This window comes from Fluviicola sp., assembly GCF_039596395.1.
GTDB lineage: Bacteria > Bacteroidota > Bacteroidia > Flavobacteriales_D > Crocinitomicaceae > Fluviicola.
On the sequence record NZ_JBCNJT010000003.1, the window covers coordinates 248,281 to 273,311 of the forward strand.

Genomic DNA, 25,031 nt, shown 5'->3' on the forward strand with positions numbered 1-25,031 from the left:
ATGAAAAAGATAGTAATACCCTTTATTGTGTGTTCTTTCTGGATGAAAGAATCTTTTGCTCAGACCTATAATATGCCTGCGGGAACGAATACGGTTTCTACCTGCAGCGGAACTTTTTACGATTCGGGAGGAAGCGGGGGAAACTACACCTACAACGATAACCGGACTTATACCATTTGTCCCAGCGTTGCAGGCAACAAGGCACGGGTCACTTTTACCTCTTTTGCCACGGAACTCAATTTTGATTTCCTTTATATCTATGACGGGAACAGTACGGCAGCACCTTTGATCGGAGCTTTTTCCGGAAGTACCAGTCCGGGAGTCATCACTGCATCCACCAGCAATGCTTCCGGCTGTCTGACTTTCCGGTTCACTTCCGACGGAAGTATTTTGTCTCCTTCTACCTTTGCGGGCTGGGCGGCAACAGTCAGCTGTATTGTCCCTTGTCAAAGCATTACCTCCAATTGGGTAAGCTCGAACGAGGCACCCGAGCCGGATGGAATTATCCGCATTTGCCAGGGCCAAAGTATCAACCTGGTGGGAAGCGGAACCTTCGGTACATCAGGGACGGGAGCAACCTATGCCTGGAATATGGGGAACGGGGTAACTGTCAGCGGAGCAAATATCAATTACACGTATCCGGCGGCAGGAAGTTACCTGGCAAACCTGATCATTACCGATCCCAGCGGTTGTACCAATACCAATAACCTGAACCGGAATATCCAGGTTTCCACAACACCAACCATTACCAGTACGGCAACACCATCTACCTTATGTACGAACCAGACTTCGGCTTTCGCGGCGAACGTTACAATGACAACTTATACTGTGAACTGTACGCCGCCTGTTTCGGGCACAACCTTCCTTCCGGATGGTTCCGGAGCTTCATACTCGACTTCCATTACAACCAATTGTTATCCTCCGGGATCCACGGTTACTTCCATATCCGATATCACGAATATCTGTCTGAATATGGAGCATTCCTATTCGGGTGACTTGTCGATGCGGATTACTTGTCCCAACGGGCAGAATGTGAGTATTTTGACTTATCCTTCGGGAACGGGATCCGCAAACCTGGGAACTCCATGGGCAACAGCGCCGGTTGACGGAAGTTCTACGACAACTACACCTGGAACCGGTGCCAATTACTGTTTTGCAATGGGCGGAGCAGCCTGGGCAAGTGCGCCGGTATCCGGTGGTACATTTGTGAGTGGTAACGGTCCCGGAACTTATACCGATACCTACATCCCGGCAGGAACCTATGCACCGATTCAGAGTTTTGCCGGTTTGGTGGGATGCCCGCTCAACGGAAACTGGACCATTACAGTAACAGACAACCTGGCTTCAGATAACGGGTACATTTTTAACTGGGATATCAATTTCAGCACGGCCCTGGTTACAGCTTCTTCTTTCACTCCGACAATCGTATCACAAGGGTGGGTGGCAGTTCCTACTTTAACAAGTACCGGGAGTACCACGGCAAACGTGGTTCCGACCAACCAGGGAACTCCTTGTTTTACCTATAGTGTGACTGATAATTTCGGATGTACCTATACGCATCCGCAGTGTATTACGGTAAATTGCGGAGCTTCTCTGCCGGTCGGGCTGGTTAGTTTCGATGCTACAGCTGTCAATAATCAATCCGTGCGATTGACCTGGGAAACCAGTATGGAGCAGAACAACGATTATTTTGTGGTGGAGCGTTCTGCGAGTGGTTTTGAAGGATGGCAGCCGGTTTCAACCGTCGACGGTGCGGGTGATTCCCAAACGGCCAATTACTATACAACATCGGATGAGGTGCCTTTGAACGGTGTTTCTTATTACAGGCTGAAACAAATTGACTTCGATGGCCAGGTGCGGGTGCACGAAACAGAATCCGTGTACATAGACATAACAGGAATGAACGACCTGATCATATTTCCGAATCCGGCCACTGACCAGGTTACTATACAGGGCGATATAGTTTCTCTGAGTACATTCCAGTTGTTAAACGCAATGGGGCAGGATGTCCGGGTGCAGGTGCCTTCATTTAAACCGAATAATGGTGCGCTGGTTTTGGATATTTCATTACTCAGCGCAGGAATATATGTGATCAAGAACGGAGCGAAAGTGTATGCTCTCGTAAAAAGATAAATAAGAGCCCTCTTTTAAGAAACGGAAGAAGGTTTTGTTTGAAAAAAATGATTTATCAATAATAGTTGTTGTTTATGTAACACGAGTCAATTTTTACTTTTTCGTGAAGTATTAAAATTAGTTGGTGTTGAATGAATATTTGTAAAAGTCTATCGAATAAATAGATTTTACTAAATAATTAGCTTGTTCAGATTTTAACGGGTTCATTTTGAGGTGTTTTTGAGATATTCCTTTCTTCTATTTTTGTTTCAAACATTTTAAAAATGAACTACTTACTTACTACTGCTCTCGCGTGGGTATTCTGCGCCTATTCATGGAGTGCGTTCTGTCAGAATGAATCAGCTCCTTACCAATTAACCGATGTTTCTTCGTATTTGCCTGAAATTAAAGCCGTTTACGGAGAAGTATGGGTTTCTGAAAATCCGGATGCTGTAAATGTATTGGAGGATTGTTTTATCAATCGAATGAGATACCTGATTGAGCCATTGACTGAGAATGACAAATATCCCTTGCTTTCTTCTTTTCCGGTTATGAACAAATTTAATCCGGCAATTTCCGCCATAGATTACAGCCAGTTCAACCCATCCACATTTGTCCCGATTACCTACAACCTTCCTTTTTTTAGCGATCAGACGCAAGTGGTCCGTGTGGATGGAACCAATTACATCATCGTAATAGATCCTGTAAAATATTGATTATGAAAAGACTATTACTAGTTGGAGCAGTGATCTTTTCGATTACTGCCAAGGCTCAAACTATCAATATGGCAAATGGTTCTTCCAGTGCGTGTTCGGGAACTTTCTATGATTCAGGAGGTTCAGGAGGAAATTATACTGACGGGCAGAACCTGACTTACACGATTTGTCCTTCCACAGCCGGACAATCGATCCAGGTTGCTTTTTCAACTCTGAATATTGAATCAGGCTGGGATTATTTGTACATCTATAATGGAAATTCAACCGGTGCACCATTAATCGGGACCTATACCGGTACAACGAGTCCGGGTACCATTGTTTCTTCCGCTGCGAACGGTTGTTTGACCTTCCGGTTCACTTCAGACGGAAGTGTCAATTATTCAGGTTGGGTGGCTACAATCAGTTGTGTTGCACCACCACCGCCAACTATTGTCATGGGAACAGGATCAACATCTGCCTGTGCCGCTACTTTTCTGGATCCGGGAGGAACAGGAAATTATCCGAATAGTGCAAACTATACCTATACGATTTGCCCGTCAACAGCAGGAGCGAAAGTACAGGCTGCTTTCACTTCTTTCCAAACAGAAGCTTCCTGGGATTATTTATACATTTATGATGGAAACTCAACAGGAGCTACGCTGATCGGTACCTACTCCGGAGGAACAAGTCCGGGAACAGTGATAGCCTCGGCGGCAAACACTTCAGGATGTCTGACTTTCCGCTTCACTTCGGACGGTTCGGTCACCTACGCCGGTTGGACAGCCACGATATCATGTGTAGTAACCTGTCAGACCATTTCTTCCAACTGGGTAAGTTCGAATGAAGCTCCGGACGTTGATGGTGTCATACGCATTTGCCAGGGACAAAGTATCAACCTGGTAGGAAGTGGAACATTCGGGACTTCCGGAACGGGAGCTACATACGCCTGGAATATGGGGAACGGAGTTACGGTCAGTGGTGCAAATATCAATTATACTTATCCGGTAATCGGAAGTTACCTCGCGAACCTGGTCATTACCGATCCGAACGGTTGTACAAACTCCAATTCTATTAACCGGAACATCCAGGTTTCTACCACGCCAACCATTACGACTTCTGCCACGCCGGCTACTTTGTGTACGAACCAGACATCTGCGCTGGCTGCTACGGTAACAATGACTCCGTATACGGTAAATTGTACACCGCCGGTTTCCGGAACGACCTTTCTTCCGGACGGTTCGGGAGTTTCCTATAGTACCTCCATCACGACCAATTGTTACAGTCCAAGTGCTACGATCACTGCTGCAACTGACGTTACGAATGTGTGTCTGAATATCGAGCACTCATTCCTGGGGGATTTGGATATCCGGTTGGTTTGTCCGAACGGGCAATCGATCAGTTTGAAAGATTATCCGGGTGGAGGAGGAACATACCTTGGCGGAGCGCTGGATGACGGAGGGACCGGACCGGGAGTAGGGGCGACCTATTGTTTCACACCATCAGCCTCCGTATTATTGGTAAACGGTGGAACGGTTACTGCGGGGAATCCTGCCGGGGCTTCCATAGCTCCCGGAAATTACATGCCGGCAAATTCTTTCTCCGGGTTAATTGGTTGTCCGATGAACGGAAACTGGACCATCCAGGTAACGGATCACCTGGCAATCGATAACGGTTATATTTTCAACTGGGATATCAATTTCAGTGCTGCTGTGCTTTCAGCAGCGTCGTATACACCAACGATCGTTTCACAAGGGTGGTCTGCCAGCCCGATTCTTTCCAGTACCGGTGCAACGACTGCGAATGTGACTCCGACCAACCAGGGAACACCTTGTTTTGTTTACAGCATAACCGACAATTTCGGATGTACCTATAACAGTTCTCCGCAGTGTATTACGGTAAATTGCGGTACTTCCCTGCCGATTGGCCTGGTAAGTTTCGAGGCTACGGCGGTGGACAATGCGGCCGTGAGATTAAACTGGGAAACCAGTACGGAGCAGAACAATGATTACTTTGTGGTGGAAAGATCGGTGAGCGGTGCTGACGGTTGGGAAGAAATAGCGATGGTAGACGGCGCAGGAAATTCCCAGGTGCCGAATGATTATTATACAATAGATCATATGCCTTTGAACGGGATTTCCTATTACCGGTTGAAACAAGTTGATTTTGACGGACAGGAGCGTATCCATGAAATGGAATCTGTTTACATAGATATGGCAGGTGTCAATGACCTGGTTATTTTCCCGAATCCCGCAACAGACCTGGTTACCGTGCGGGGCGACCTGGTTTCATTGAGTACATTCCGTCTGTTGAATACCGTGGGACAGGATGTGCGGATGAACGTGATTTCCTATAAGCAGGGAGACGGGACCTTGGTCCTGGATATTTCGACTTTAAGAGCCGGAGTTTACATGATCAGGAACGGATCAAAAATGTATTCATTGATAAAGCAATAAATGACAATTCAATGACTGATAAGACAGAAGGCCGTTTTTTTAACGGCCTTTTTTTATGAAAAGGTGCCTCATTTTTTCTTTTGGAACAAATTCTGAAAAATAATTCCATTTTTTTTCCATGTTAATTTTAAAAGAAGAAATGTTATGATTTTTTAAAATGGTCTTTTTCGCGAAAATTTGGTCTAACGGATCGAGCATTTTTGAGCACGTGTAAAGGGCGGTTCCGGAAGGGTTGTTTTTAACAAATTAGTTGAGTCTTACTTAGGGTTTAATCGCTTATATTTAGGTTATTACAACTTAGTTCTGCTATGAAAAAACGATTAAAAAAAGCACTCTTTTTTGTGCTGTTATTTGGTGCTTTTCAAGGGTACTCACAAACCATTTCCATGCAACTTTCAGATGCTCAAATTCAGAGCAGAGTGAGTGAAGTTTACGGGAATGATTATACTGCACAGAACCCTTCCCTGGTTGAAGCATTTGGAAAATTACTCAATGAACGGATCTCATTTATGAATACTCCTGCCGGAGCAGATGAAAAATATCCTGCTTTGTCTTCCTATCCGCTGATGAATAAAAACAATCCTTCACTCGAAGGAACTGATTTCGAAGATTTTGATTTACAGTCATTCAATCCGTTGGTATACCATTTTGAATTTTTTTCCGATAAAACCCAGGTCATGCGTATTGACAATACAAACTACATTATGATTGTCAATCCTATTACTACAAACTAGTCATGAAAACAATCTTTACATTACTTCGAACAGCTGTTCTGGGAGGGATCCTCATGTTGAACAGTCAATTTCTACATGCACAAACGGACGAATGTGCAACTGCTCCTGCGTTGGTTGTAGGTACAAGCTGCGGATTAACAAACTGGACCGTTGCGAGTACGTTTACGAATTCGGCGATTGCTTATCCTGCGTGTGCAGGTGGAAGTTTCCGCGACGGATGGTATTCGTTTGTTGCAACCTCAACGACTTCCTATATTAACTGTACCAATAATGACCGTACAATGGCACTGGCTGTTTATTCCAGTTGTGCTGCTGCCAGCTTGCTCGGATGTGCGGATGCGGTTGCTACTACCGGTACAGAATCTCTTACCATTACAACAACAGTAGGAGCAACCTATTATGTACGGATCATTCGAACGAATAACAACAATGCCAATGATATGACCGGAACTATTTGTGTCACATCAACTGTTCCTGCACCTTCCATTACGATGGTTAACGGAAGTACAAGTACTTGCGGGGCAACGTTTTTAGATCCGGGAGGAACGGGGAATTATGCCAATAACTCCAGTTATACCTATACAATCTGTCCTTCTACGGCCGGAGCCCGTTTGAAAGCGATTTTTACAGCTTTTGCTACGGAAAGCGGGTATGACTACCTTTATATCTATGATGGAAACTCAACTGGAGCAACGCTTTTGGGAACATACAGTGGTTCTACAAGTCCGGGAACGGTGCAGGCTTCTGCCGGAAATGCTTCAGGCTGTCTGACTTTCCGTTTCACATCGGATGGTTCTAACGTAGCTGCAGGTTGGTCGGCAAATATTTCTTGCGTGCTCTCCTGTCAATCAATTACATCGAATTGGGTAAGTTCAAATGAAGCCCCCGAACCAGATGGAGTTATTCGTCTTTGTCAGGGGCAAAGTGTTAACCTGGTTGGAAGCGGAACATTCGGTACTTCGGGCACAGGAGCTACGTATGCCTGGAATATGGGGAACGGTGTGACGGTAAGTGGAGCAAATATTAATTACACCTATCCGGCAGTAGGAAGTTACCTGGTTAATCTGATTGTTACGGATCCGACCGGATGTACCAACTCAAATTCAATTAACAGGAATATCCAGGTTTCCACTACACCGACAATTACAACTTCTGCAACACCTTCAACTTTGTGTACGAATCAAACGTCTGCACTGGCAGCAACGGTAACCATGACTCCCTTTAATGTCAACTGTACGCCGCCTGTTTCAGGAACAACCTTCCTGCCGGACGGATCGGGCGTTTCTTATTCAACATCCATTACAACGAATTGTTACAGCCCGAGTGCGGTAGTAACCGCTGCTACGGACCTCACGAATATTTGCTTGAACATGGAGCATTCTTATTCCGGAGATTTATCGATGACCATTACTTGTCCGAACGGACAAAGCATTGACCTGATAACGTATCCTTCCGGAACCGGATCTGCAAATCTTGGAACTCCATGGGCAACGGGTACAGTCGATCTGAACTCCGGAAATACTACTCCGGGAACGGGAGCTAATTACTGTTTCTCTATGACAGGCGGTACGGCATGGGCTACTTCTCCGGTATCGGGCGGAACTTTCCCGAATGGAAACGGGCCGGGAACATATACGGATACTTACATTCCAGCAGGAACCTATACGCCGATGCAGAGTTTCGCCGGTTTGATTGGCTGCCCGCTGAACGGAAGCTGGACTATTTCCGTAACGGATCACCTGGCTTCGGATAACGGATACATTTTTAGCTGGGATCTGACTTTCAACTCGGCATTGTATTCTGCACCGTCATTCACACCTACTATTGTGTCCCAGGGATGGACAGCTGCGCCAACGCTTTCGAGCACAGGGGCAACTACTGCCAATGTAACTCCGACGAACCAGGGAACACCTTGTTTTACCTACAGTGTGACAGACAATTTCGGATGTACATATACACAGCCGCAATGCATTACCGTTAACTGCGGAACGTCTTTACCAATCGGGTTGGTGAGCTTTGATGCTACTGCAGTAAACAGCCATTCGGTGAAACTGGATTGGGAAACAAGTTCCGAGCAGAACAATGATTTCTTTACGGTAGAGCGTTCCGTAAACGGAGCGGATGGCTGGAAGGAGATTGCTATTGTTGCCGGGGCCGGTAACTCGGAAACTCCAAAAGATTATGTTGCGACAGACGATATGCCATTGAGCGGAGTTTCTTATTACCGTTTGAAGCAGACGGATTACAATGGTCAGGAACGAATCCACGACGTGCAGTCCGTTTATATCGATGATTCAGGAAGCGGTGAATTGGTTATCTTCCCGAATCCTGCCACAGACCTGGTTACTATCAAAGGGGATATTGTTTCCTTAAGTTCCTTCCAATTACTGAATACGATGGGGCAGGATATCCGTATGGATGTGAATTCTTATAAACAGGCAGACGGAACACTGGTATTGGATATTTCTTCCTTAAGATCCGGCGTTTATGTGATTAAAAACGGTTCGAGGGTTTATTCATTGATACGTCAATAACCTGAAATTGATTTGGTCCGGGTTCCCAAATAGAAAGAATTCGGACCGAATTGTTCTTTTTTCAAAATTTTTTTCAAAAAAATCAAAAAAAAATAACTGTTAATTTTTGGATCAGTTTTGTTGAATTTATTTATAAATGATTTTATAACGAGTATTTTATAACATTCGTCGACTATTTTTTGTTGTTAAAAAACTGTTGACTTTTTGTTCTCTTTTTTAACATTTTAGTTATAGTTTGTTTATGGTTATTTGATTTATATTTAGCCCATTACAGAACTATAATACTTATGAAAACACTACTAATCAAGGGTTCTCTCGCCCTGATTCTACTACAGTTTTCCTACTTTTCCCATGGACAAACTGTCACCCAGCAACTAACCCCAGAACAAATCGCCGAGCGCGTTGCGTATGTTCACGGCGGTGATTATGTCTCCGGCAATCCGACCCTCGTTTCAGCCTGGGGAAAGGTCATGACTGACAGGATTGAGTACCAGGTTGTTAATCAGGATCCGGACGAAAAGTATCCTTTGTTGTCTTCCATGCCGTTAATGACTAAATCGAACGCGGCGGTTCAGGGGGCAGATTTTGCAAATTTCAATGTAAATACGTTTAACCCTTTAACGTATAACCTGGATTTCTTTTCAGACAGAACGTTTGTGTATCGCATTGATACGACTCCCTATATTATGATTGTTAAACCCATTCAACACAATTAATAATCATGAAAAACTATACTACACTTCGAACACTTTCTCTTGCAGCTTTTCTGACTCTTTTACAGATTTCCTTTAGCTGGTCTCAGGGAGGAAATACACCTTGTACTGCTACTTCTATTACTCCAACTACCTCCTGTTCGTACAGTATCAGTGGTACAACAGTTAGTCAAACCTACCAAAATAATGCAAATAACGGAGGTACTCCTTCCTGTGCAAGCCCAGGGGCGCCCGACGTTTGGTTTGTATTTACAACTACCAGCGCCGGTAACTACACGATTGATATGAACACCGGAACCATGACGGACAGCGGTATGGGAATTTATGGTGGGGCATCTTGTAGTTCACTGACTGAAATTTCATGTGATGATGACAGTTCACCGAACGGATCAATGTCCATGCTCACTGTTTCATTGGCTGCAAGTACAACTTATTATATCCGAGTGTGGGCTTACAGTTCGGGCACGGGAACATTCACCATGTGTGTGACTGCACCGCCTGTACTGCCTGCAGGATCCATCGTTATGCCGGCATCGGGAAGCACTTCGGCGTGCAGCGGAACTTTTTATGACGGTGGCGGATTATCTGATTACAGTAGTTCCGATACCCGTGTTTTCACGATTTGTCCTTCTACAGCAGGTGCTAAATTAAAAGCAGTTTTCAGTTCGTTTCAAACAGAAAGCAGTTTGGACGTGCTGCAAATTTTTGACGGAAATTCAACAGGAGCTCCTCTTTTGGGAACATACAGCGGAACTACTAGCCCGGGAACTGTTCAGGCTTCTGCCAGCAATGCAACCGGGTGTCTGACTTTCCGGTTCACTTCTGATGGTTCGGTGACTTACCCGGGATGGGTAGCCGCGATTTCCTGCGTGATCCCATGTCAGAGCATTACTTCAAACTGGGTAAGCTCCAATGAAGCGCCAATGGCGGATGGAATCATCCGCATTTGCCAGGGACAAAGTATTAACCTGGTTGGAAGCGGAACATTCGGAACTTCAGGAACCGGAGCAACTTATGCCTGGAATATGGGGAACGGGGTAACTGTCAGCGGGGCAAATATCAATTACACTTATCCTGCTGTGGGAAGTTACCTGGCAAACCTGGTCATTACCGATCCGAGCGGGTGTACCAATACGAATTCCATTAACCGGAATATCCAGGTTTCTACAACGCCAACCATAACAACTTCTGCCTCGCCGGCTACTTTGTGTACGAACCAAACATCTGCTTTATCGGCTACTGTTACGATGAATCCGTATACTGTAAACTGTACACCTCCGGTTTCCGGAACCACATTCCTTCCGGACGGATCGGGAGTTTCCTATTCGACTTCCATTACAACCAATTGCTACAGTCCGAGTGCTACCGTAACAGCTGCTACCGATATCACGAATATCTGTCTGAATATGGAGCATTCCTATTCGGGTGACTTATCCATGAGTATTACTTGTCCGAACGGACAAAGCACCAGTTTGATTACTTATTCATCCGGAACAGGTTCTGCCAACCTGGGAACTCCATGGGCCACAGGAACCGTTGACGGAAGTTCATCAACAACTACTCCTGGTGTAGGAGCAAATTACTGTTTTTCTTCCACAGCGAGTACGGCATGGGCAAGCAGCCCGGTTACGGGAGGTACTTTTGTAAGCGGAAATGGTCCGTCAACGTATACGGATTCATACATTCCTGCCGGTACGTATTTGCCGATGCAGACATTCAACAGCCTGATCGGTTGTCCTTTGAACGGAAGCTGGACAATCACCGTAACGGATAACTTGTCTTCGGATAACGGGTATATTTTTAACTGGGACATCAATTTCAGTGCGGCGTTGCTTTCTGCCGCATCTTTCACACCGACCATTGTATCCCAGGGATGGACCGCTGCACCGACACTTTCAAGTACAGGGGCAACAACAGCCAACGTTACACCGACTAACCAGGGAACACCTTGTTTTTCATACAGTGTAACGGATAATTTCGGGTGTACTTATACGCAGCCGCAATGTATTACCGTGAACTGCGGAACTTCATTGCCGATCGGCTTGGTGAGTTTTGAAGCGACCGCTGTAGACAACCATTCGGTGATGTTGAGTTGGGAAACAAGCTCCGAGCAGGAAAATGACTACTTCGTGGTAGAGCGTTCTTTGAGCGGTTCAGACGGTTGGGAACAGATCGGTACTGTTGACGGTGCCGGGAATTCCGAAACGCCGAAATTCTACGCAGATGTCGATAATATGCCGTTGAACGGTGTTTCTTACTACCGATTGAAGCAGATTGATTTCAACGGACAGGAACGTGTGCATGAAATGGAATCGGTATATATTGATGTTTCCGGGATGAATGATTTGGTGATCTTCCCGAATCCGGCTACGAACCTGGTTACTTTCAAAGGAGACATTGTTTCCCTGAGCACCTTTAAACTATTGAATGCAATGGGGCAGGATATCCGCATGAATGTTTCTTCCTACAAACAGGGCGACGGGACATTGGTTCTGGATATTTCTTCGCTGAGGGCAGGAGTTTATATCGTGAAAAACGGATCCAAAGTATATTCTTTGGTAAAACAATAATTGTAGGATTTGTAAAAAACAGTAGGCGCGCGATTAATTGCGCGCCTACTGTTTTATGGTACTATTAGAAATATATTCCCTATTTTGTAATCAAATTGAAAAAGATGAGAAATCTGATTACAGCAGTCATTGCTTTGGTATTGGTAACCGGTGTTGTCTCATGCGGAGGCAAAGGAGAAGAGAAAGCGGATGTAGGAGTAGATCAAAGTACGCCTGAATATAAAGCATACGACATCGTTCAAAACCTGAAAGTTGTGAAAGACCTGCAGGCAAGTGCCGAAGCAAAGAATCAGTCCATATCATTAAAAATGAGCAAGGATTTGCTGAATAAAGGAAAAGGGTTTTATTGGTTCCAGGTGGTTCAGCACGTCGGGAGCGCTACCGTTGTAAAATTGAATTTAACGGTACACGAAAAGACTTTTGATGTTTTGATCCGCGACGATGAAACCGGTGAAAATTTAACTCCGGACGAATACGAGGCCAAATACTCGAAGGATTAGGATATCCGGTCCAGCACGTATCGGATCAATCCGTTCATTTCATGTTCATAGCCCTTGCTGAATTCCATGCGGGGCCTGTTTGCAATTCCCAGGCAAATAGTAATGCATTGGTGACCCATTGCTTTTCCTAAAGCGAAAAGTGCGGAACTTTCCATTTCAAAATTGACCACCCGGTGATTGCCGAAAGCAAATTGTTCCAGTTTTTCATTCACTTCCGAAGTACGCGTGCCCAAACGGAGCGATCTTCCCTGTGGAGCATAGAATCCGGAACTGGTTACCGTAATTCCTTTCCGGACTTTTTCACCGTCCAGTTTTTGCATGAGCCCGGAAGAACTTTCTGCACAGTAAGGAATGATCTCTTCCGGAAATCCTACAAAAGCATCTAAGGCCTTTGCAATGGCTTCTTCTTCCGGGTTGAATGGAATGGGGTAGAAGTGAGCTACGTTATCAATTCCCACTGCGTGACTCGACAGAATATAACTGTGTACATCGATGTCGGCCTGCAGGATCCCGCAAGTCCCGATACGGATCAAATTCAAGGAAGTAAGCGCCGGACGGTTTTCCCGGTTTTCCAGGTCGATGTTTACCAATGCATCCAGTTCGTTGATCACAATGTCGATATTGTCCGTTCCGATTCCTGTTGAGAGAGCGGTGATGCGCTTTCCTTTATAGATTCCGGTGTGACAAACAAATTCCCGGTGCTTGGATTGATGCGTAATCTCATCGAAAAAAGCCGAAATAGCCGAAACGCGGTCCTGATCACCGACCAGTAAAATGGTTGGAGCAATGTCTTCGGGAGAGATTCCCAAATGATAGACATGTCCTTTCGAGTCCAATACAAGTTCTGATGCAGGATACTTCATTCTTTATGTTAAATGTGATTAAATTAAAAGTTTAAAAGGAGAATTGAAAATTTAAAAAATGAAAGCATATCTTCCTGTAAGCAGGAGCGAATCACTTTTTACATGTAACCTTTTACCTTTTTACCTTCTACCTTCTCAATTATTTCTTGATGCTCCCGAATACTTTCGTCAATAAATCCGTTACACGTGCTGCCGGATCTTTCCGGATTTTGTTCTCTTCCTTTTCCACCATCTGGAACAACCCTGCAATCGCTCTTTCGGTCACATACTGGTTCAAATCCGGATTGATCTTCTCACCGCCCGTTAAGCTCATAGCGCTGTTGTACTTGGTAATGATCGGGTTCCAGTATTCCGTTAGTTTCACTTTGGAAATAGCTTCTTTTACTTTCGGGGAAAATGCAGCTACCAATTTGGAAGTCGTATTGTCTTTCAGATAACGCGTTGCAGCGCCGTCTCCACCGTTCAAAATGCTGAACCCGTCAGAGATACTCATGTTCAGGATCGCATCCTTGAAAATAGGTAAAGCTTCTTTCGTTGCTTCTTCAGCGGCTCTGTTTAAGGTGGTTTCGAATTTTTCAACCTGTGCACTTAAGCCCCAATCCATGGCTTTTTGCTTTACTTTCAAAGCGTCAGGAGGAAAAGGTAATCGGATTGCATCGTTTTTCAGGAAACCATCCGTTACAGAGGTTAAATTCACCGAGTTTTGAATCCCAACCGTTAAAGCTTCCTTTAAACCGGAGATCACTTCCGAATTTGTCAAAGCCGGAGTGGTATTGGTTCCTGTGTTTAATGCGCCGGCAGCCTCCTTAACCGTTTCGCATGCCTGTAAACCAATCATTATACTGCCTAAAGCAAGGATTCGTGTGAATTTTCTCATAGGATAATTTTTTATGTTCAAACTTAAGAATAATTTTGTCCGTAGTTCAAAAACAGTACCATGATTAATGTTGAAATAATTTCTATCGGAGATGAACTGTTGATCGGACAGACCATTAATACAAACGCTTCATGGATGGGAGCTCAGTTGGCGGTTAGCGGGATTAAGGTTTCCAACGTAGTAACCATTTCAGATACCCGCGAAGCAATTACAGGAGCTTTGGCCCAGGCGCATAAAAGAAGTCAGGTGGTTTTGATCACAGGTGGCCTCGGCCCCACGAAAGACGATATAACCAAGCAGGTGCTTTGCGAGTATTTTCATACGAAACTGGTTTTGGATGAACGCGTTTTACATCATGTGGAATCGTTCTTTATTAAAAGGAACCGTCCGATGTTGGAAGTCAATAAAATGCAGGCAATGGTTCCTGAAGCGTGTGAAGTACTGTTTAACGAGCAGGGAACAGCTCCCGGAATGTGGTTCGAACAGGACGATACGATTTTTGTTTCCATGCCCGGAGTTCCGTATGAAATGCGACATTTGATGGAGGCTCACGTGATTCCGCGTCTGACAGCAAAATATCCGCTGAAGAAACTGATCCAGAGAACCTATCTGACACAGGGAATCGGAGAATCGTTTTTGGCTGAAAAAGTAAGCGACTGGGAAAACCAATTGCGGGAAGAAGGATTGGACCTGGCGTACCTGCCTTCTCCGGGAATGGTGAAACTGCGCATCAGTTCCGCATCGGGAAACCAGGAGCGGGTTGCACATTTCGGGGAAGAACTGAAAAAAAGAATCCCGGCCTATTTATATGGGGAAGAGGAGGAAACCTTACCGGAAGTCGTGGGAAAATTGCTTCAGAACGCCGGCGAAACGATCGGAACGGTTGAAAGTTGCACGGGAGGAAGTATCATGGCTGCTTTGACAAGCGTTTCGGGTTCTTCCGGGTATGTACAGGGAGGATTGATCACGTACAGCAATGACCTGAAAATGAAATTGGCCCATGTAAGTGCCGGAACACTGGAAGATTTCGGAGCGGTATCGGAAGAAACGGTTTTGGAAATGTCAGCCGGCGGAAAGAAGGAATTGGGCGTAGACTGGTGTATTTCAGTTTCCGGGATTGCGGGCCCGCTAGGAGGTAGTGACGAAAAACCTGTAGGCACGGTTTGGATTGCAATTGACGGACCTAAACAGAAAGTGTCCCGGAAATTTTTATTCGGAACAGATCGCCAGAGAACGGTGCAAATGACAGTCCTTACTGCTTTAAATTTATTGCGTTGTGAGATTTTAGGAATAAATATTGAAAAAAAGCAAAGTTAATGTTGCGTAATTGTTAGAATTTGCTTTTCTTTGCACCCGCTTTTAGAATAAGGAAAAATAAAATACAATGTCACGAGTTTGTCAAATCACAGGAAAGTCGGTAATGGTAGGAAACAATGTTTCTCACTCAAACCGCAAAACTAAACGCAAGTTTTACCCGAACTTGTTAACTAAGAAGTTCTACGTACCAGAAGACGATATGTATGTTACATTAAAGATCTCTGCTGCAGCTTTAAGAACAATTAATAAGAAAGGTATTTCTGCGTGTTTGAAAGAAGCACGTGAAAAAGGTTTTTTAAAGTAAGAGAAGCATAGCTTCGATTTTTCCAACCATAGGTTGGGTAACCAATCAAATTGAATAAAAATGGCTAAGAAAGCAAAAGGAAATAGAATCCAGGTTATTTTAGAGTGCACAGAGCACAAAGAATCTGGAATGGCGGGAACTTCCCGTTACATTACGATGAAAAATCGTAAGAACACTCCGGATCGTTTGGAGATTAAAAAATTCAACCCGATCCTGAAGCGTTACACAGTTCATAAAGAGATTAAGTAAGTGATCCGCCGAGGCGGATTGATTTGATCGCAGTCCGTAGACGGGAAAAACTTCAAATTGAAAACTTTTTAAAATATTTAAGTCATGGCTAAGAAAGTAGTAGCATCCCTACAAAAAGGTGGAGGAAAAGAGCATACGAAAGTGATCAAGATGGTTAAGTCTAAGACCGGTTCTTTCACATTCAAAGAAGAAATCGTACACAACGATAAAGTAAAAGACTGGTTCAGCAAGTAATCAGATTCTTTAAGTTGTAAACTCGATATTGTTTTAAAAACCTCTTCGCTCATGGCGGAGGGGTTTTTTTTGTATTTTTGAACTATGGCATTATTTGGTTGGTTTTCCAAGGAAAACAAAGAAACACTCGATAAAGGACTTGAAAAAACAAAAGAAAGTTTTTTCGGAAAGTTAACACGCTCACTGGTAGGTAAATCAAGAGTTGATGATGAGGTACTGGATGAATTGGAAGAGATCCTGATCAGCTCCGATGTAGGCGTAAACACTACACTAAAAATCATCGACCGGATTAACGAACGCGTTTCCAGGGATAAATATGTAGGAACGGACGAACTGAATAAAGTCCTGAAAGAAGAAATTGCAGCCCTGTTGTCGGAAAACGATAACGGTGGGCCCAATGAATACAACATTCCGGGCCATAACGGCAATCCGCATGTCATCATGGTGGTTGGTGTGAATGGAGTAGGGAAAACGACTTCCATCGGGAAACTGGCCAACCAATTCAAAAAAGCAGGTAAAAAAGTGGTGTTGGGTGCAGCGGATACGTTCCGTGCTGCTGCCGTAGATCAATTGATTATCTGGTCAGAACGTGTTGGTGTTCCGATCGTGCAGCAGGGAATGGGTGCTGACCCGGCTTCCGTTGCTTTTGATGCATTAAGTTCTGCAAAAGCGCAAGGTGCCGATGTAGTGATTATCGACACAGCGGGAAGACTTCACAACAAGGTGAACCTGATGAACGAACTTTCCAAGATCAAACGTGTGATGGAAAAAGTGGTTCCGGATGCTCCGCACGAAATATTGTTGGTATTGGATGGTTCAACCGGGCAAAATGCGTTCGAACAGGCCAAACAATTCGCTCTGGCAACTTCTTTAACCGGTCTGATCATTACCAAACTGGACGGAACGGCAAAAGGAGGTGTGGTGATCGGGATATCCGACCAAATGAGCATTCCTGTGCGTTTCATCGGAGTCGGTGAAGGGATTGAAGACCTGCAGGTTTTCCGCAAGGAAGAATTTGTGGCTTCGATCTTTGGTGAATAAATGTGAAAATCAATCAGTCATACGGGCAATCTGCGAATTTTACAACTAATTTTATAATTTAAGGTCGTACATTTGTGTCTATATCGACATGAATAAAAAATCGCTCAACAAAACCGTGGCAATACTTGCGTATTGCACCTTGATCGGCTGGATTATTTCTTTAGCCAGGGTTTCTTCGCTGGAAGGCGAGGAGCGGAAATTTGCAGCATTTCATTTACGCCAAATGCTTCTCCTGATGTTGTTGGGAGCAGCAGTTAGTATTATCGATACCATTTTCTTTTTTGTTCCTTATTTCGGGTTATTTATCATCAACATTTTATCCCTTGCTATTTTCAGTTGCTGGCTGCTTGGCTTGATTGATGCTATCCAGGGCCGGAAAAAAGGTGTTCCTTTCATTGGTCAGGCGGGAGAAAATATGCTGGGAGACATGTTCGAATAATTCAACATTGTTGATAAGTCAATGTTAAATTTCAAACTCTAAAAGGTTAGTTTCAAGTTTTTTTTAGTAACATTGGTTTGCTAAAACTAGAATTGAGTACTCTGAATCAATTATTTCCATTTGAGGAGGAAGAGTGCCCCGTTCGAAAATGAAAAACTGCTTTTATGAAAACTAACGGAGTAAAACTACGTGCCCTCTTCGCATGTTTGTTTTTTTCGGTGCTCCTTAATGGGGTATTCGCTCAAACAAACGGAGTTGTTCGGTGCTACACGGATGAGAACAATGCAATTCTCCACGCAAACCATCCGGAATTAGAATCAACACAACAATTTGAACAATGGATCCAGTCTGAAATGGCTGCAAACATGGCGTCCGGTAAAATTATCGGAGGAGTATACCAAATTCCTGTTGTTGTTCACGTCATCCACAACGGGGAAGCCGTAGGAACAGCAAGTAACGTGAGCTATGCGGCAATCCAGTCCCAGATCGATGTATTGAACGAAGATTTTCGAAGAATTTTCGGTTCCAACGGGTACAATACCAATCCATTGGGAGCAGATACGCAAATCGAGTTCTGTTTGTCTAAAAGAAGACCGGACGGTTCTGCTTATCCCAACGGAGAAGACGGAGTAAACCGTATTAACCGCAATACTGCCGGATTTACAGCGCCACCTTATTCTCAAACCTATGTTGAGAACACGATCAAAGCTTATAGTTATAACAACAATACGCCTGCAGTTGTTGGTACCTATGCCAGAGGCTGGGATCCTGCCAAATACATGAATATCTGGTTGTGTAACCTGGGGAACGGACTACTCGGATATGCTCAGTTTCCTCAATCTCCATTGGGAGGAATGGGCTGTGGATCGCCGGTAAACGGAACGGATGGTGTAGTTTTCCTTTACAGTTCCATCGGGAAAAGTTCCGTAACGGGGTTTCCCGGGCCTTACAATGAAGGGCGAACTGCAACGCATGAAATCGGTCACTGGTTAGGACTGCGTCACATTTGGGGAGATGGCGGATGTACGGTAGACGATTATTGTAACGATACACCTGAAGCGGCGGCGGCAAATTACGGCTGTCCGACAATTAACAGCTGTACCAATGCTCCGGATCCGGGGAATGACATGGTGGAAAACTACATGGATTACACCGATGATGCGTGTATGAATATTTTTACCAACGATCAAAAACAACGTATGCGCGCGGTATTGGAGGGTTCTCCTTTGCGATTATCCCTCATCAATTCGGATGCCTGTACGCCTCCGAATCCGAGTGATGCATCCGTTACAGATGTATTTGCACCGGTTGGCGATAATTGTGCCGGACCCATTACACCAAGTGTTCAATTGAAGAACAGAGGTTCCAATAACCTCACGTCAGCAACCATTTCCTACAAAGTAGATAATGGAACGGCAGTTACTTATAGCTGGACAGGTAACCTGGCACCGAATTCAACGGCAACAGTTGCTTTACCGGCTTTTACCGCTCCATTGGGAGTACATTCGTTCAGAGCTTATTCAACGCTTCCGAATGGAATTGCAGATCCTTATACCGTTTATGATACCTCCGGAATTGATTTCGTGGTTTCGAACGGGATCATGCCGAATTATACCCAGGATTTCGAAGCACAATCTTTCCCTCCGGATGTGAGATGGAGAGTCGACAACGTAAACGGAGATTGTTACAAATGGACACCGGCTTCGGGAATGTCTTCAACCGGAACGTTTATCAACAACATTGCGGAACTTCCTTTCTTCGGCGATGGTTCTACCTCGAACGAAGATCTTTATACACCGGTGTTCTTATTGCCGTGTAACGCAACAGCAGCAACACTGAAATTCGATGTGGCTTACCGGAAAAGAGTGGCGGCATCCAATGACCAGTTAATCGTACAGATCTCAACGGATTGCGGTGCTACCTGGACAAATGTATACAGCAAATCGGGTAACGTTTCTCCGTATTTGTGGCAGAATTCAACCCTATTGGCAACGGAGTATTATCCGACAGTTGCTACCGATTGGAGAACAGAGACAATCAGTTTGATGTCTTACGTGGGAACAACGTCCAAAAACCTGATGTTCCGCTTTAGGGGAGTTTCCAATAACGGGAACAACATTTTCATCGATAACGTGAAATTTGAAGGTACAACTCCGGGAGAAATCAATGTAACGGTAGCAGGAAACGATGTGCTGGACGAAGGATTCTACAATTTTGCCAATACGCAAACGGGCGGATCTACAACCGCAACGTTTACCGTTACCAATACCGGAACAACCAATTTGACTTTAACAAACCCGATTACTGTTACAGGGACAGGATTTGCATTGGGGACAGGTTTCGGAACAACAACCGTTACTCCGGGATCTACAACCACTTTTACAGTAACTTTCTCACCGGCTACAGCAGGTAACTTCACAGGAACTGTTTCCTTCGGTACGAACGATTGTGATGAAGGAACTTACAACTTCATATTGAACGGTTCGGGAATTGCTACTCCGCCGGTTGCAGATTTCTCCGCAGCCCAAACAACCATTTGCCAGGGATCTACGGTTACATTTACGAATTTATCTACTTATGCTACTTCGTATGCGTGGACGTTTACAGGAGGGACTCCGGGAACTTCAACGGCAACCAGCCCAACAGTTACCTACAACACGGCGGGAACTTATGCGGTGACACTTGTAGCTACAAATGCTAATGGTTCGGATACGGAAACCAAGAATGCCTATATTACTGTAGTTGCTTCTACTGCTACAGCTTTGCCATTGTCCGAAGGGTTTACGACAACTACATTTGTACCAACAGGATGGTCATTGATCAATAACAATGCTTCTCCGACTTCATGGGCCAGATCAACAACAGTTGGGCGTGCACCAACAGCAGGAAATTCGATGTGGTTCAATAACTACGCTTACAATGATTCGGACGATGATGTGGTACGTTTGAAAGCACTTGCTTTTACCGGTCTTTCATCTGCTCAAATGACTTTCGATGTAGCTTATGCGCCGTATGATGCTGCGAATTATGATGGTTTGGAGGTATTGGTTTCTACCAACTGCGGAAGTTCATTCACTTCTGTTTATTCCAAATCAAATACCACACTGGCAACGGCTGCAGCTACCGGGAATACGGCTTTTGTGCCGACTACTTCACAGTGGAGAACGGAAACTATTGACCTTACGCCATATATCGGCCAGGCAAATGTGATCATTGCATTTAAAAACCTTTCCGGATACGGGAATAACCTGTATGTAGACAACATCAATGTAACGGGAGTAGTTTCGTCAACACCTCCGACTCCAAGCTTTACGACCGTTTCAAGTACGGTTTGTGCCGGTCAGAGCATTACTTATACCAATACATCGACAGGTTCTCCTACGTCCTATTCCTGGTCTTTCCCGGGTGGAACACCTTCCACTTCAACGGCTGCAAGTCCAACAGTGACTTATAATACGGCCGGAACTTACAACGTAGTCTTAACTGCTACCAATGGTTCGGGGTCGAATACCACGACGATGACGAATTACGTAACAGTGAACGCAGTTCCTGCAACACCGACCATTACTACCGGAGGATCAACCACATTTTGTTCAGGCGGTTCGGTAACACTTACATCAAGTGCCGGAAATTCTTACCTGTGGTCGACCGGTGCGACAACGCAATCCATTACTGCAACAACTGCCGGAACATATACGGTTCAGGTAAGCAGTGCAGCAGGCTGTCAAAGTGCGGCAAGTGCGGCAACCACAGTTGTAGTGAATCCTACACCTTCCGCACCGACCATCACGGCAGGCGGAGCAACAGCACTATGTTCCGGTGGTTCGGTAACATTGACTTCTACAACAGGAAATGCTTACTTGTGGTCAACAGGAGCAACTACACAATCGATTACCGTTTCCGCAGCAGGAACGTACACTTGTAAAGTGGTGAGTTCTGCAGGTTGTCAAAGTCCGAATAGTAACGCTATTACGGTAACTGTTGGAACAACTCCTGCAACGCCGACTGTTACAGCTGGTGGATCAACTACCTTCTGTTCCGGAGGTTCCGTGACACTGACGTCTTCTGCAGGAACTTCCTACTTGTGGTCAAATGGCGCAACAACACAATCCATTACAGCAACAACAGCAGGAACATATACCGTTCAGGTGAGTAACCCTGCCGGTTGTCAAAGTGCGGCCAGTTCTGCAACAACGGTTACCGTGAATCCAACGCCATCCGCACCGACACTTACTGCGGGCGGAGCAACGACCTTCTGTTCAGGTGGGTCGGTAACATTGACTTCCACAACTGGAAATGCTTATTTATGGTCGACGGGAGCAACCACTCAATCGATTACCGCAACCACTGCCGGAACTTATACGGTGAAAGTGGTAAGTCCTGCCGGTTGTCAAAGTCCGAACAGTAACGCGATAACCGTAACGGTAAATCCAACTCCGGCTGCACCGACAATTACCGCTGGCGGAACAACCACATTCTGTTCAGGAGGTTCGGTTACGCTGACTTCCAGTGCAGGAAGTTCTTATTTGTGGTCAAATGGTGCAACAACTCAAACGATTACTGCTACAACAGCAGGAACATATACCGTTCAGGTGTCCAACGCTTCCGGATGTCAAAGTGCGGCAAGTGCAGCTACGACAGTTACGGTAAATCCAACTCCGGCTACACCGGCCATTACGGCTGGCGGAGCAACCACATTCTGTTCGGGAGGTTCGGTAGCATTGACTTCTACGGCAGGAAATTCTTACCTGTGGTCAAATGGTGCAACGACGCAAACAATTACTGCAACTACAGCAGGAACATATACCGTTCAGGTAACGAATGCTTCCGGATGTCAGAGTGCAGCGAGTGCAGCTACAACGGTTACAGTTAACCCGACTCCTGCTGCACCGACAATCAGTGCAAGCGGACCAACGACATTCTGTTCGGGAACACCGACCACTTTGACTTCCACAGCAGGATCGTCCTATTTGTGGTCGAACGGAGCAACAACACAAACGATTACTCCGTCCACGTCCGGAACGTATACGGTTCAGGTTACCAATGCTTCTGGCTGTCAAAGTACAGCTAGTGCGGGAACAAGCATTACAGTAAATCCGACACCGGCAATTACTTTGGGAACATTAACCGATCCAAATGCTTGTGGTTCAACTACGGGTTCCATCGCAGTTAACGGTACAGGTTCGGGATCCATTTCCTGGACAGGAGCAGCTTCTGGATCAACGACTGTTGCTTCGTTGCCAACTACCATTTCCAGCCTGGGAGCAGGATCTTACACGATTGTTTTGACAAGTGGGGCAGGATGTGCTTCCAACTCCATTATGGGAAGCTTAACGGATCCGGGAGCACCGACACCTCCGGTAATCACTCCAACTTCAACAATCCTGTGCCCGGGAGGAACAGTGACATTGACTTCCTCTTACACATCCGGAAATACCTGGTCAACTACGGAAACAGCTTCCAGCATTACTATTTCCGCGGCAGGAACTTATACGGTTCAGGTAACCAATGCAGGTTGTACTTCAACTTCCAACCCGGTTACAATTACTGCGGCGGCACCGTTTAGTGTGAATGCAGGAAATGACCAGGCTATTTGTTCAGGAGGTTCGGTTACTTTAACCGGGGCTTCAACAGGTTCACCTACTTTGGGATGGAGCAATGGTGTTCAGGATGGAGTGGCATTTGTTCCGGCAGGTACAACAACGTATACTTTAACAGCAACCGACGGAAACGGATGTCAATTGACAGATCAGGTTCTGGTAACCGTGAATTCAAACCCAACTGTTGCATTTGCAAGTTTAGGACAGGTTTGTACGTACAACCCGGCATTTGTGCTGACAGGCGGATCTCCTGCGGGTGGAACCTATTCCGGAACAGGAGTGAGTTCAGGAAGTTTTGATCCGGCTGCGAGCGGTGCAGGAAGTTTCCCGATCACTTACATTTACACGGATGCGAACGGATGTTCCGGAACGGCTCAAAGTACGATCATTGTGGATCCTTGTTTATCAGTCGGAGAGAATGAGAAATGGAACATGTCCATCTATCCGAACCCATCCATCGGTCAGATCGAGATTACATCGGATGTGCCTTACTCCAACCTGAAAATGGTGGATGCTCAGGGCAAACTGATCTTCGATGTGAAAATCGATCAGTTCGAACCGGTGAAGACAATTGATCTGTCGGCTTATGCAAACGGACATTATACCTTACAGGTCTATGGTGAATTCGGAACGAAATACCACCAGGTGGTGATTAGTAAATAGATTTTTTTCAAATACAAAAAGTAGGGGCGCGATTAATCGCGCCCCTACTTTTTTCCTTAAATTTGAATAAACATTCCATCAAACATGCAGAAACTAAAGATCAATGGTCACGGACACATATTGCCTGAACCTTCGGAAATTCCGAAATTCATGCGCGAAAAGAAATTGTTTTGGATAGATGATGATAAAAAATTCATGAGACAGGACGATTGGGCGCGGCCGATTACCGATCCGAGTTTCTTTTTTGATGAGAAGATCGAATGGATGGAAAAGCATCAGATTGATCACGGAGTGATGCTGAACCTGTCACAGGTTTATTGCAACGGTTGGTCGAAACAGGATGCTTTTGATGCTATCCGCTGGCAAAACGATTTCAATGCAAGTGTGCAGGAACGCCGCCCGGATAAATTTACAAGCGGATTTGTGGTTCAGCCTTTGTATATGGACGATGCGCTGGATGAGATCCGTCGCTGCGTGGAAGATTTGAACATGAACCTGTTGTGCCTGCCGACACACTTTTTGAATAAAGATAACGAATGGCTTTCGGTGGTTGATGATTCGACTTTGCCTTTGTTCGAATTGGCCAACGAATACAAGCTGGCAATTGAGATCCATCCGTATGACGGTGAAAAAATGGTGGCGCTGAAAGATATGTACTGGCGTTTTCACCTGGTTTGGATGATGGCACAAACAGCGGATACGCTGCACATGTACGCACTGAAAGATTTCGTCAATAAATACCCCGATATCCGGACATGCTTTGCACACGGTTGCATGCTGGGCCAGGCCAACTACGGAAGAAGGCTCCAGGGATTTGACGGCCGTCCGGATTTGTTCACTGAAGCCAGGGATCCGCGTGCCAGTTTGGGACACCCGAATTTGTTTTTCGATACCTTGGTTCACGATTCATATACCCTTCAATTGCTCAAAATCCGGGTAGGTTCTTCCCAGATCGTTTCCGGTTTGGATGATCCGTATCCATTGGGAGAAATGGAAGGCGTAGCGAATTCTTACCCGGGAAGAGTGATCGATTTTGCGGTCGAAGTCGGGATTCTCGACCAAAAAGAATCAGATGCGATCTGGTGCGACAACGTATTGCGCTGGCTGGGAAAAACATCCATTTAACCCGGGAT

The 25,031-nt window shown here is 45.2% G+C and carries 18 protein-coding genes; 16 read left to right on the top strand and 2 right to left on the bottom strand.

Annotation, left to right across the window (positions count from 1 at the left end; translation table 11 throughout):
• The 8 genes from ABDW02_RS16405 to ABDW02_RS16440 all read left to right on the top strand — a co-directional run bounded on the left by ABDW02_RS16405 (position 1) and on the right by ABDW02_RS16440 (position 12,311).
• Positions 1–2,133, top strand: a complete 2,133-nt coding sequence (locus tag ABDW02_RS16405; protein ID WP_343636433.1) for a PKD domain-containing protein — start codon at positions 1–3, stop codon at positions 2,131–2,133.
• Between the two features lie 263 nt (positions 2,134–2,396).
• Complete coding sequence (locus ABDW02_RS16410) at positions 2,397–2,828, top strand: hypothetical protein (protein ID WP_343636434.1); 432 nt, start codon at positions 2,397–2,399, stop codon at positions 2,826–2,828.
• A 2-nt stretch (positions 2,829–2,830) separates the two neighbouring features.
• Positions 2,831–5,260 carry a CUB domain-containing protein gene (locus ABDW02_RS16415; protein WP_343636436.1) on the top strand — a complete coding sequence of 810 codons (2,430 nt, stop codon included), beginning with the start codon at positions 2,831–2,833 and terminating at the stop codon, positions 5,258–5,260.
• A 308-nt stretch (positions 5,261–5,568) separates the two neighbouring features.
• Positions 5,569–5,994, top strand: a complete 426-nt coding sequence (locus ABDW02_RS16420; RefSeq protein ID WP_343636438.1) for a hypothetical protein — start codon at positions 5,569–5,571, stop codon at positions 5,992–5,994.
• 2 nt (positions 5,995–5,996) lie between these two features.
• Positions 5,997–8,528, top strand: a complete 2,532-nt coding sequence (locus ABDW02_RS16425) for a PKD domain-containing protein (protein ID WP_343636440.1) — start codon at positions 5,997–5,999, stop codon at positions 8,526–8,528.
• Between the two features lie 287 nt (positions 8,529–8,815).
• Positions 8,816–9,244 carry a hypothetical protein gene (locus tag ABDW02_RS16430; RefSeq protein ID WP_343636442.1) on the top strand — a complete coding sequence of 143 codons (429 nt, stop codon included), beginning with the start codon at positions 8,816–8,818 and terminating at the stop codon, positions 9,242–9,244.
• A 5-nt stretch (positions 9,245–9,249) separates the two neighbouring features.
• Entirely contained in the window at positions 9,250–11,811 is a 2,562-nt protein-coding gene (locus ABDW02_RS16435) for a PKD domain-containing protein (protein ID WP_343636444.1), read from the top strand.
• Positions 11,812–11,915: 104 nt separating this feature from the next.
• The gene (locus ABDW02_RS16440) at positions 11,916–12,311 is read left to right on the top strand and encodes a hypothetical protein (protein WP_343636446.1); all 396 of its coding nucleotides are present in this window, start codon (positions 11,916–11,918) and stop codon (positions 12,309–12,311) included.
• On the opposite strand, the gene ABDW02_RS16445 is transcribed toward ABDW02_RS16440, so the two are convergent.
• Positions 12,308–13,174, bottom strand: coding sequence for a nucleoside phosphorylase (locus tag ABDW02_RS16445; protein WP_343636448.1), 867 nt, complete (start codon positions 13,172–13,174; stop codon positions 12,308–12,310). The two genes, ABDW02_RS16440 and ABDW02_RS16445, sit on opposite strands and share 4 nt — an antisense overlap.
• A gap of 139 nt (positions 13,175–13,313) precedes the next feature.
• Entirely contained in the window at positions 13,314–14,051 is a 738-nt protein-coding gene (locus ABDW02_RS16450; protein ID WP_343636450.1) for a DUF4197 domain-containing protein, read from the bottom strand.
• A gap of 60 nt (positions 14,052–14,111) precedes the next feature.
• On the opposite strand from ABDW02_RS16450, the gene ABDW02_RS16455 reads away from it, so the two are divergent.
• The 8 genes from ABDW02_RS16455 (at position 14,112) to ABDW02_RS16490 (ending at position 25,023) form a co-directional block, all read left to right on the top strand.
• Positions 14,112–15,368, top strand: a complete 1,257-nt coding sequence (locus ABDW02_RS16455) for a competence/damage-inducible protein A (RefSeq protein ID WP_343636452.1) — start codon at positions 14,112–14,114, stop codon at positions 15,366–15,368.
• Between the two features lie 67 nt (positions 15,369–15,435).
• A complete protein-coding gene (gene rpmB / locus ABDW02_RS16460) occupies positions 15,436–15,672 on the top strand; it encodes a 50S ribosomal protein L28 (protein ID WP_294677130.1) in 237 nt (78 codons plus the stop codon).
• 60 nt (positions 15,673–15,732) lie between these two features.
• Complete coding sequence (gene rpmG / locus ABDW02_RS16465; RefSeq protein WP_294677131.1) at positions 15,733–15,921, top strand: 50S ribosomal protein L33; 189 nt, start codon at positions 15,733–15,735, stop codon at positions 15,919–15,921.
• 84 nt (positions 15,922–16,005) lie between these two features.
• Entirely contained in the window at positions 16,006–16,155 is a 150-nt protein-coding gene (locus ABDW02_RS16470; protein ID WP_294677132.1) for a DUF4295 domain-containing protein, read from the top strand.
• A gap of 84 nt (positions 16,156–16,239) precedes the next feature.
• The gene (gene ftsY / locus ABDW02_RS16475; RefSeq protein WP_343636457.1) at positions 16,240–17,196 is read left to right on the top strand and encodes a signal recognition particle-docking protein FtsY; all 957 of its coding nucleotides are present in this window, start codon (positions 16,240–16,242) and stop codon (positions 17,194–17,196) included.
• Between the two features lie 115 nt (positions 17,197–17,311).
• Positions 17,312–17,635, top strand: coding sequence for a hypothetical protein (locus ABDW02_RS16480; protein WP_343636459.1), 324 nt, complete (start codon positions 17,312–17,314; stop codon positions 17,633–17,635).
• 164 nt (positions 17,636–17,799) lie between these two features.
• Positions 17,800–23,898 carry a PKD domain-containing protein gene (locus ABDW02_RS16485; RefSeq protein WP_343636461.1) on the top strand — a complete coding sequence of 2,033 codons (6,099 nt, stop codon included), beginning with the start codon at positions 17,800–17,802 and terminating at the stop codon, positions 23,896–23,898.
• Between the two features lie 84 nt (positions 23,899–23,982).
• On the top strand, positions 23,983–25,023 hold the full coding sequence (locus ABDW02_RS16490; protein WP_343636463.1) for an amidohydrolase family protein: 1,041 nt from the start codon (positions 23,983–23,985) through the stop codon (positions 25,021–25,023).
• Positions 25,024–25,031: the final 8 nt, after the last annotated feature.

Coding starts and splice junctions, on each gene's coding strand:
- ABDW02_RS16405 (WP_343636433.1), top strand. CDS start 1: ATGAAAAAGATAGTAATACCCTTTATTGTGTGTTCTTTCTGGATGAAA.
- ABDW02_RS16410 (WP_343636434.1), top strand. CDS start 2,397: ATGAACTACTTACTTACTACTGCTCTCGCGTGGGTATTCTGCGCCTAT.
- ABDW02_RS16415 (WP_343636436.1), top strand. CDS start 2,831: ATGAAAAGACTATTACTAGTTGGAGCAGTGATCTTTTCGATTACTGCC.
- ABDW02_RS16420 (WP_343636438.1), top strand. CDS start 5,569: ATGAAAAAACGATTAAAAAAAGCACTCTTTTTTGTGCTGTTATTTGGT.
- ABDW02_RS16425 (WP_343636440.1), top strand. CDS start 5,997: ATGAAAACAATCTTTACATTACTTCGAACAGCTGTTCTGGGAGGGATC.
- ABDW02_RS16430 (WP_343636442.1), top strand. CDS start 8,816: ATGAAAACACTACTAATCAAGGGTTCTCTCGCCCTGATTCTACTACAG.
- ABDW02_RS16435 (WP_343636444.1), top strand. CDS start 9,250: ATGAAAAACTATACTACACTTCGAACACTTTCTCTTGCAGCTTTTCTG.
- ABDW02_RS16440 (WP_343636446.1), top strand. CDS start 11,916: ATGAGAAATCTGATTACAGCAGTCATTGCTTTGGTATTGGTAACCGGT.
- ABDW02_RS16445 (WP_343636448.1), bottom strand. CDS start 13,174: ATGAAGTATCCTGCATCAGAACTTGTATTGGACTCGAAAGGACATGTC.
- ABDW02_RS16450 (WP_343636450.1), bottom strand. CDS start 14,051: ATGAGAAAATTCACACGAATCCTTGCTTTAGGCAGTATAATGATTGGT.
- ABDW02_RS16455 (WP_343636452.1), top strand. CDS start 14,112: ATGATTAATGTTGAAATAATTTCTATCGGAGATGAACTGTTGATCGGA.
- rpmB (WP_294677130.1), top strand. CDS start 15,436: ATGTCACGAGTTTGTCAAATCACAGGAAAGTCGGTAATGGTAGGAAAC.
- rpmG (WP_294677131.1), top strand. CDS start 15,733: ATGGCTAAGAAAGCAAAAGGAAATAGAATCCAGGTTATTTTAGAGTGC.
- ABDW02_RS16470 (WP_294677132.1), top strand. CDS start 16,006: ATGGCTAAGAAAGTAGTAGCATCCCTACAAAAAGGTGGAGGAAAAGAG.
- ftsY (WP_343636457.1), top strand. CDS start 16,240: ATGGCATTATTTGGTTGGTTTTCCAAGGAAAACAAAGAAACACTCGAT.
- ABDW02_RS16485 (WP_343636461.1), top strand. CDS start 17,800: ATGAAAACTAACGGAGTAAAACTACGTGCCCTCTTCGCATGTTTGTTT.
- ABDW02_RS16490 (WP_343636463.1), top strand. CDS start 23,983: ATGCAGAAACTAAAGATCAATGGTCACGGACACATATTGCCTGAACCT.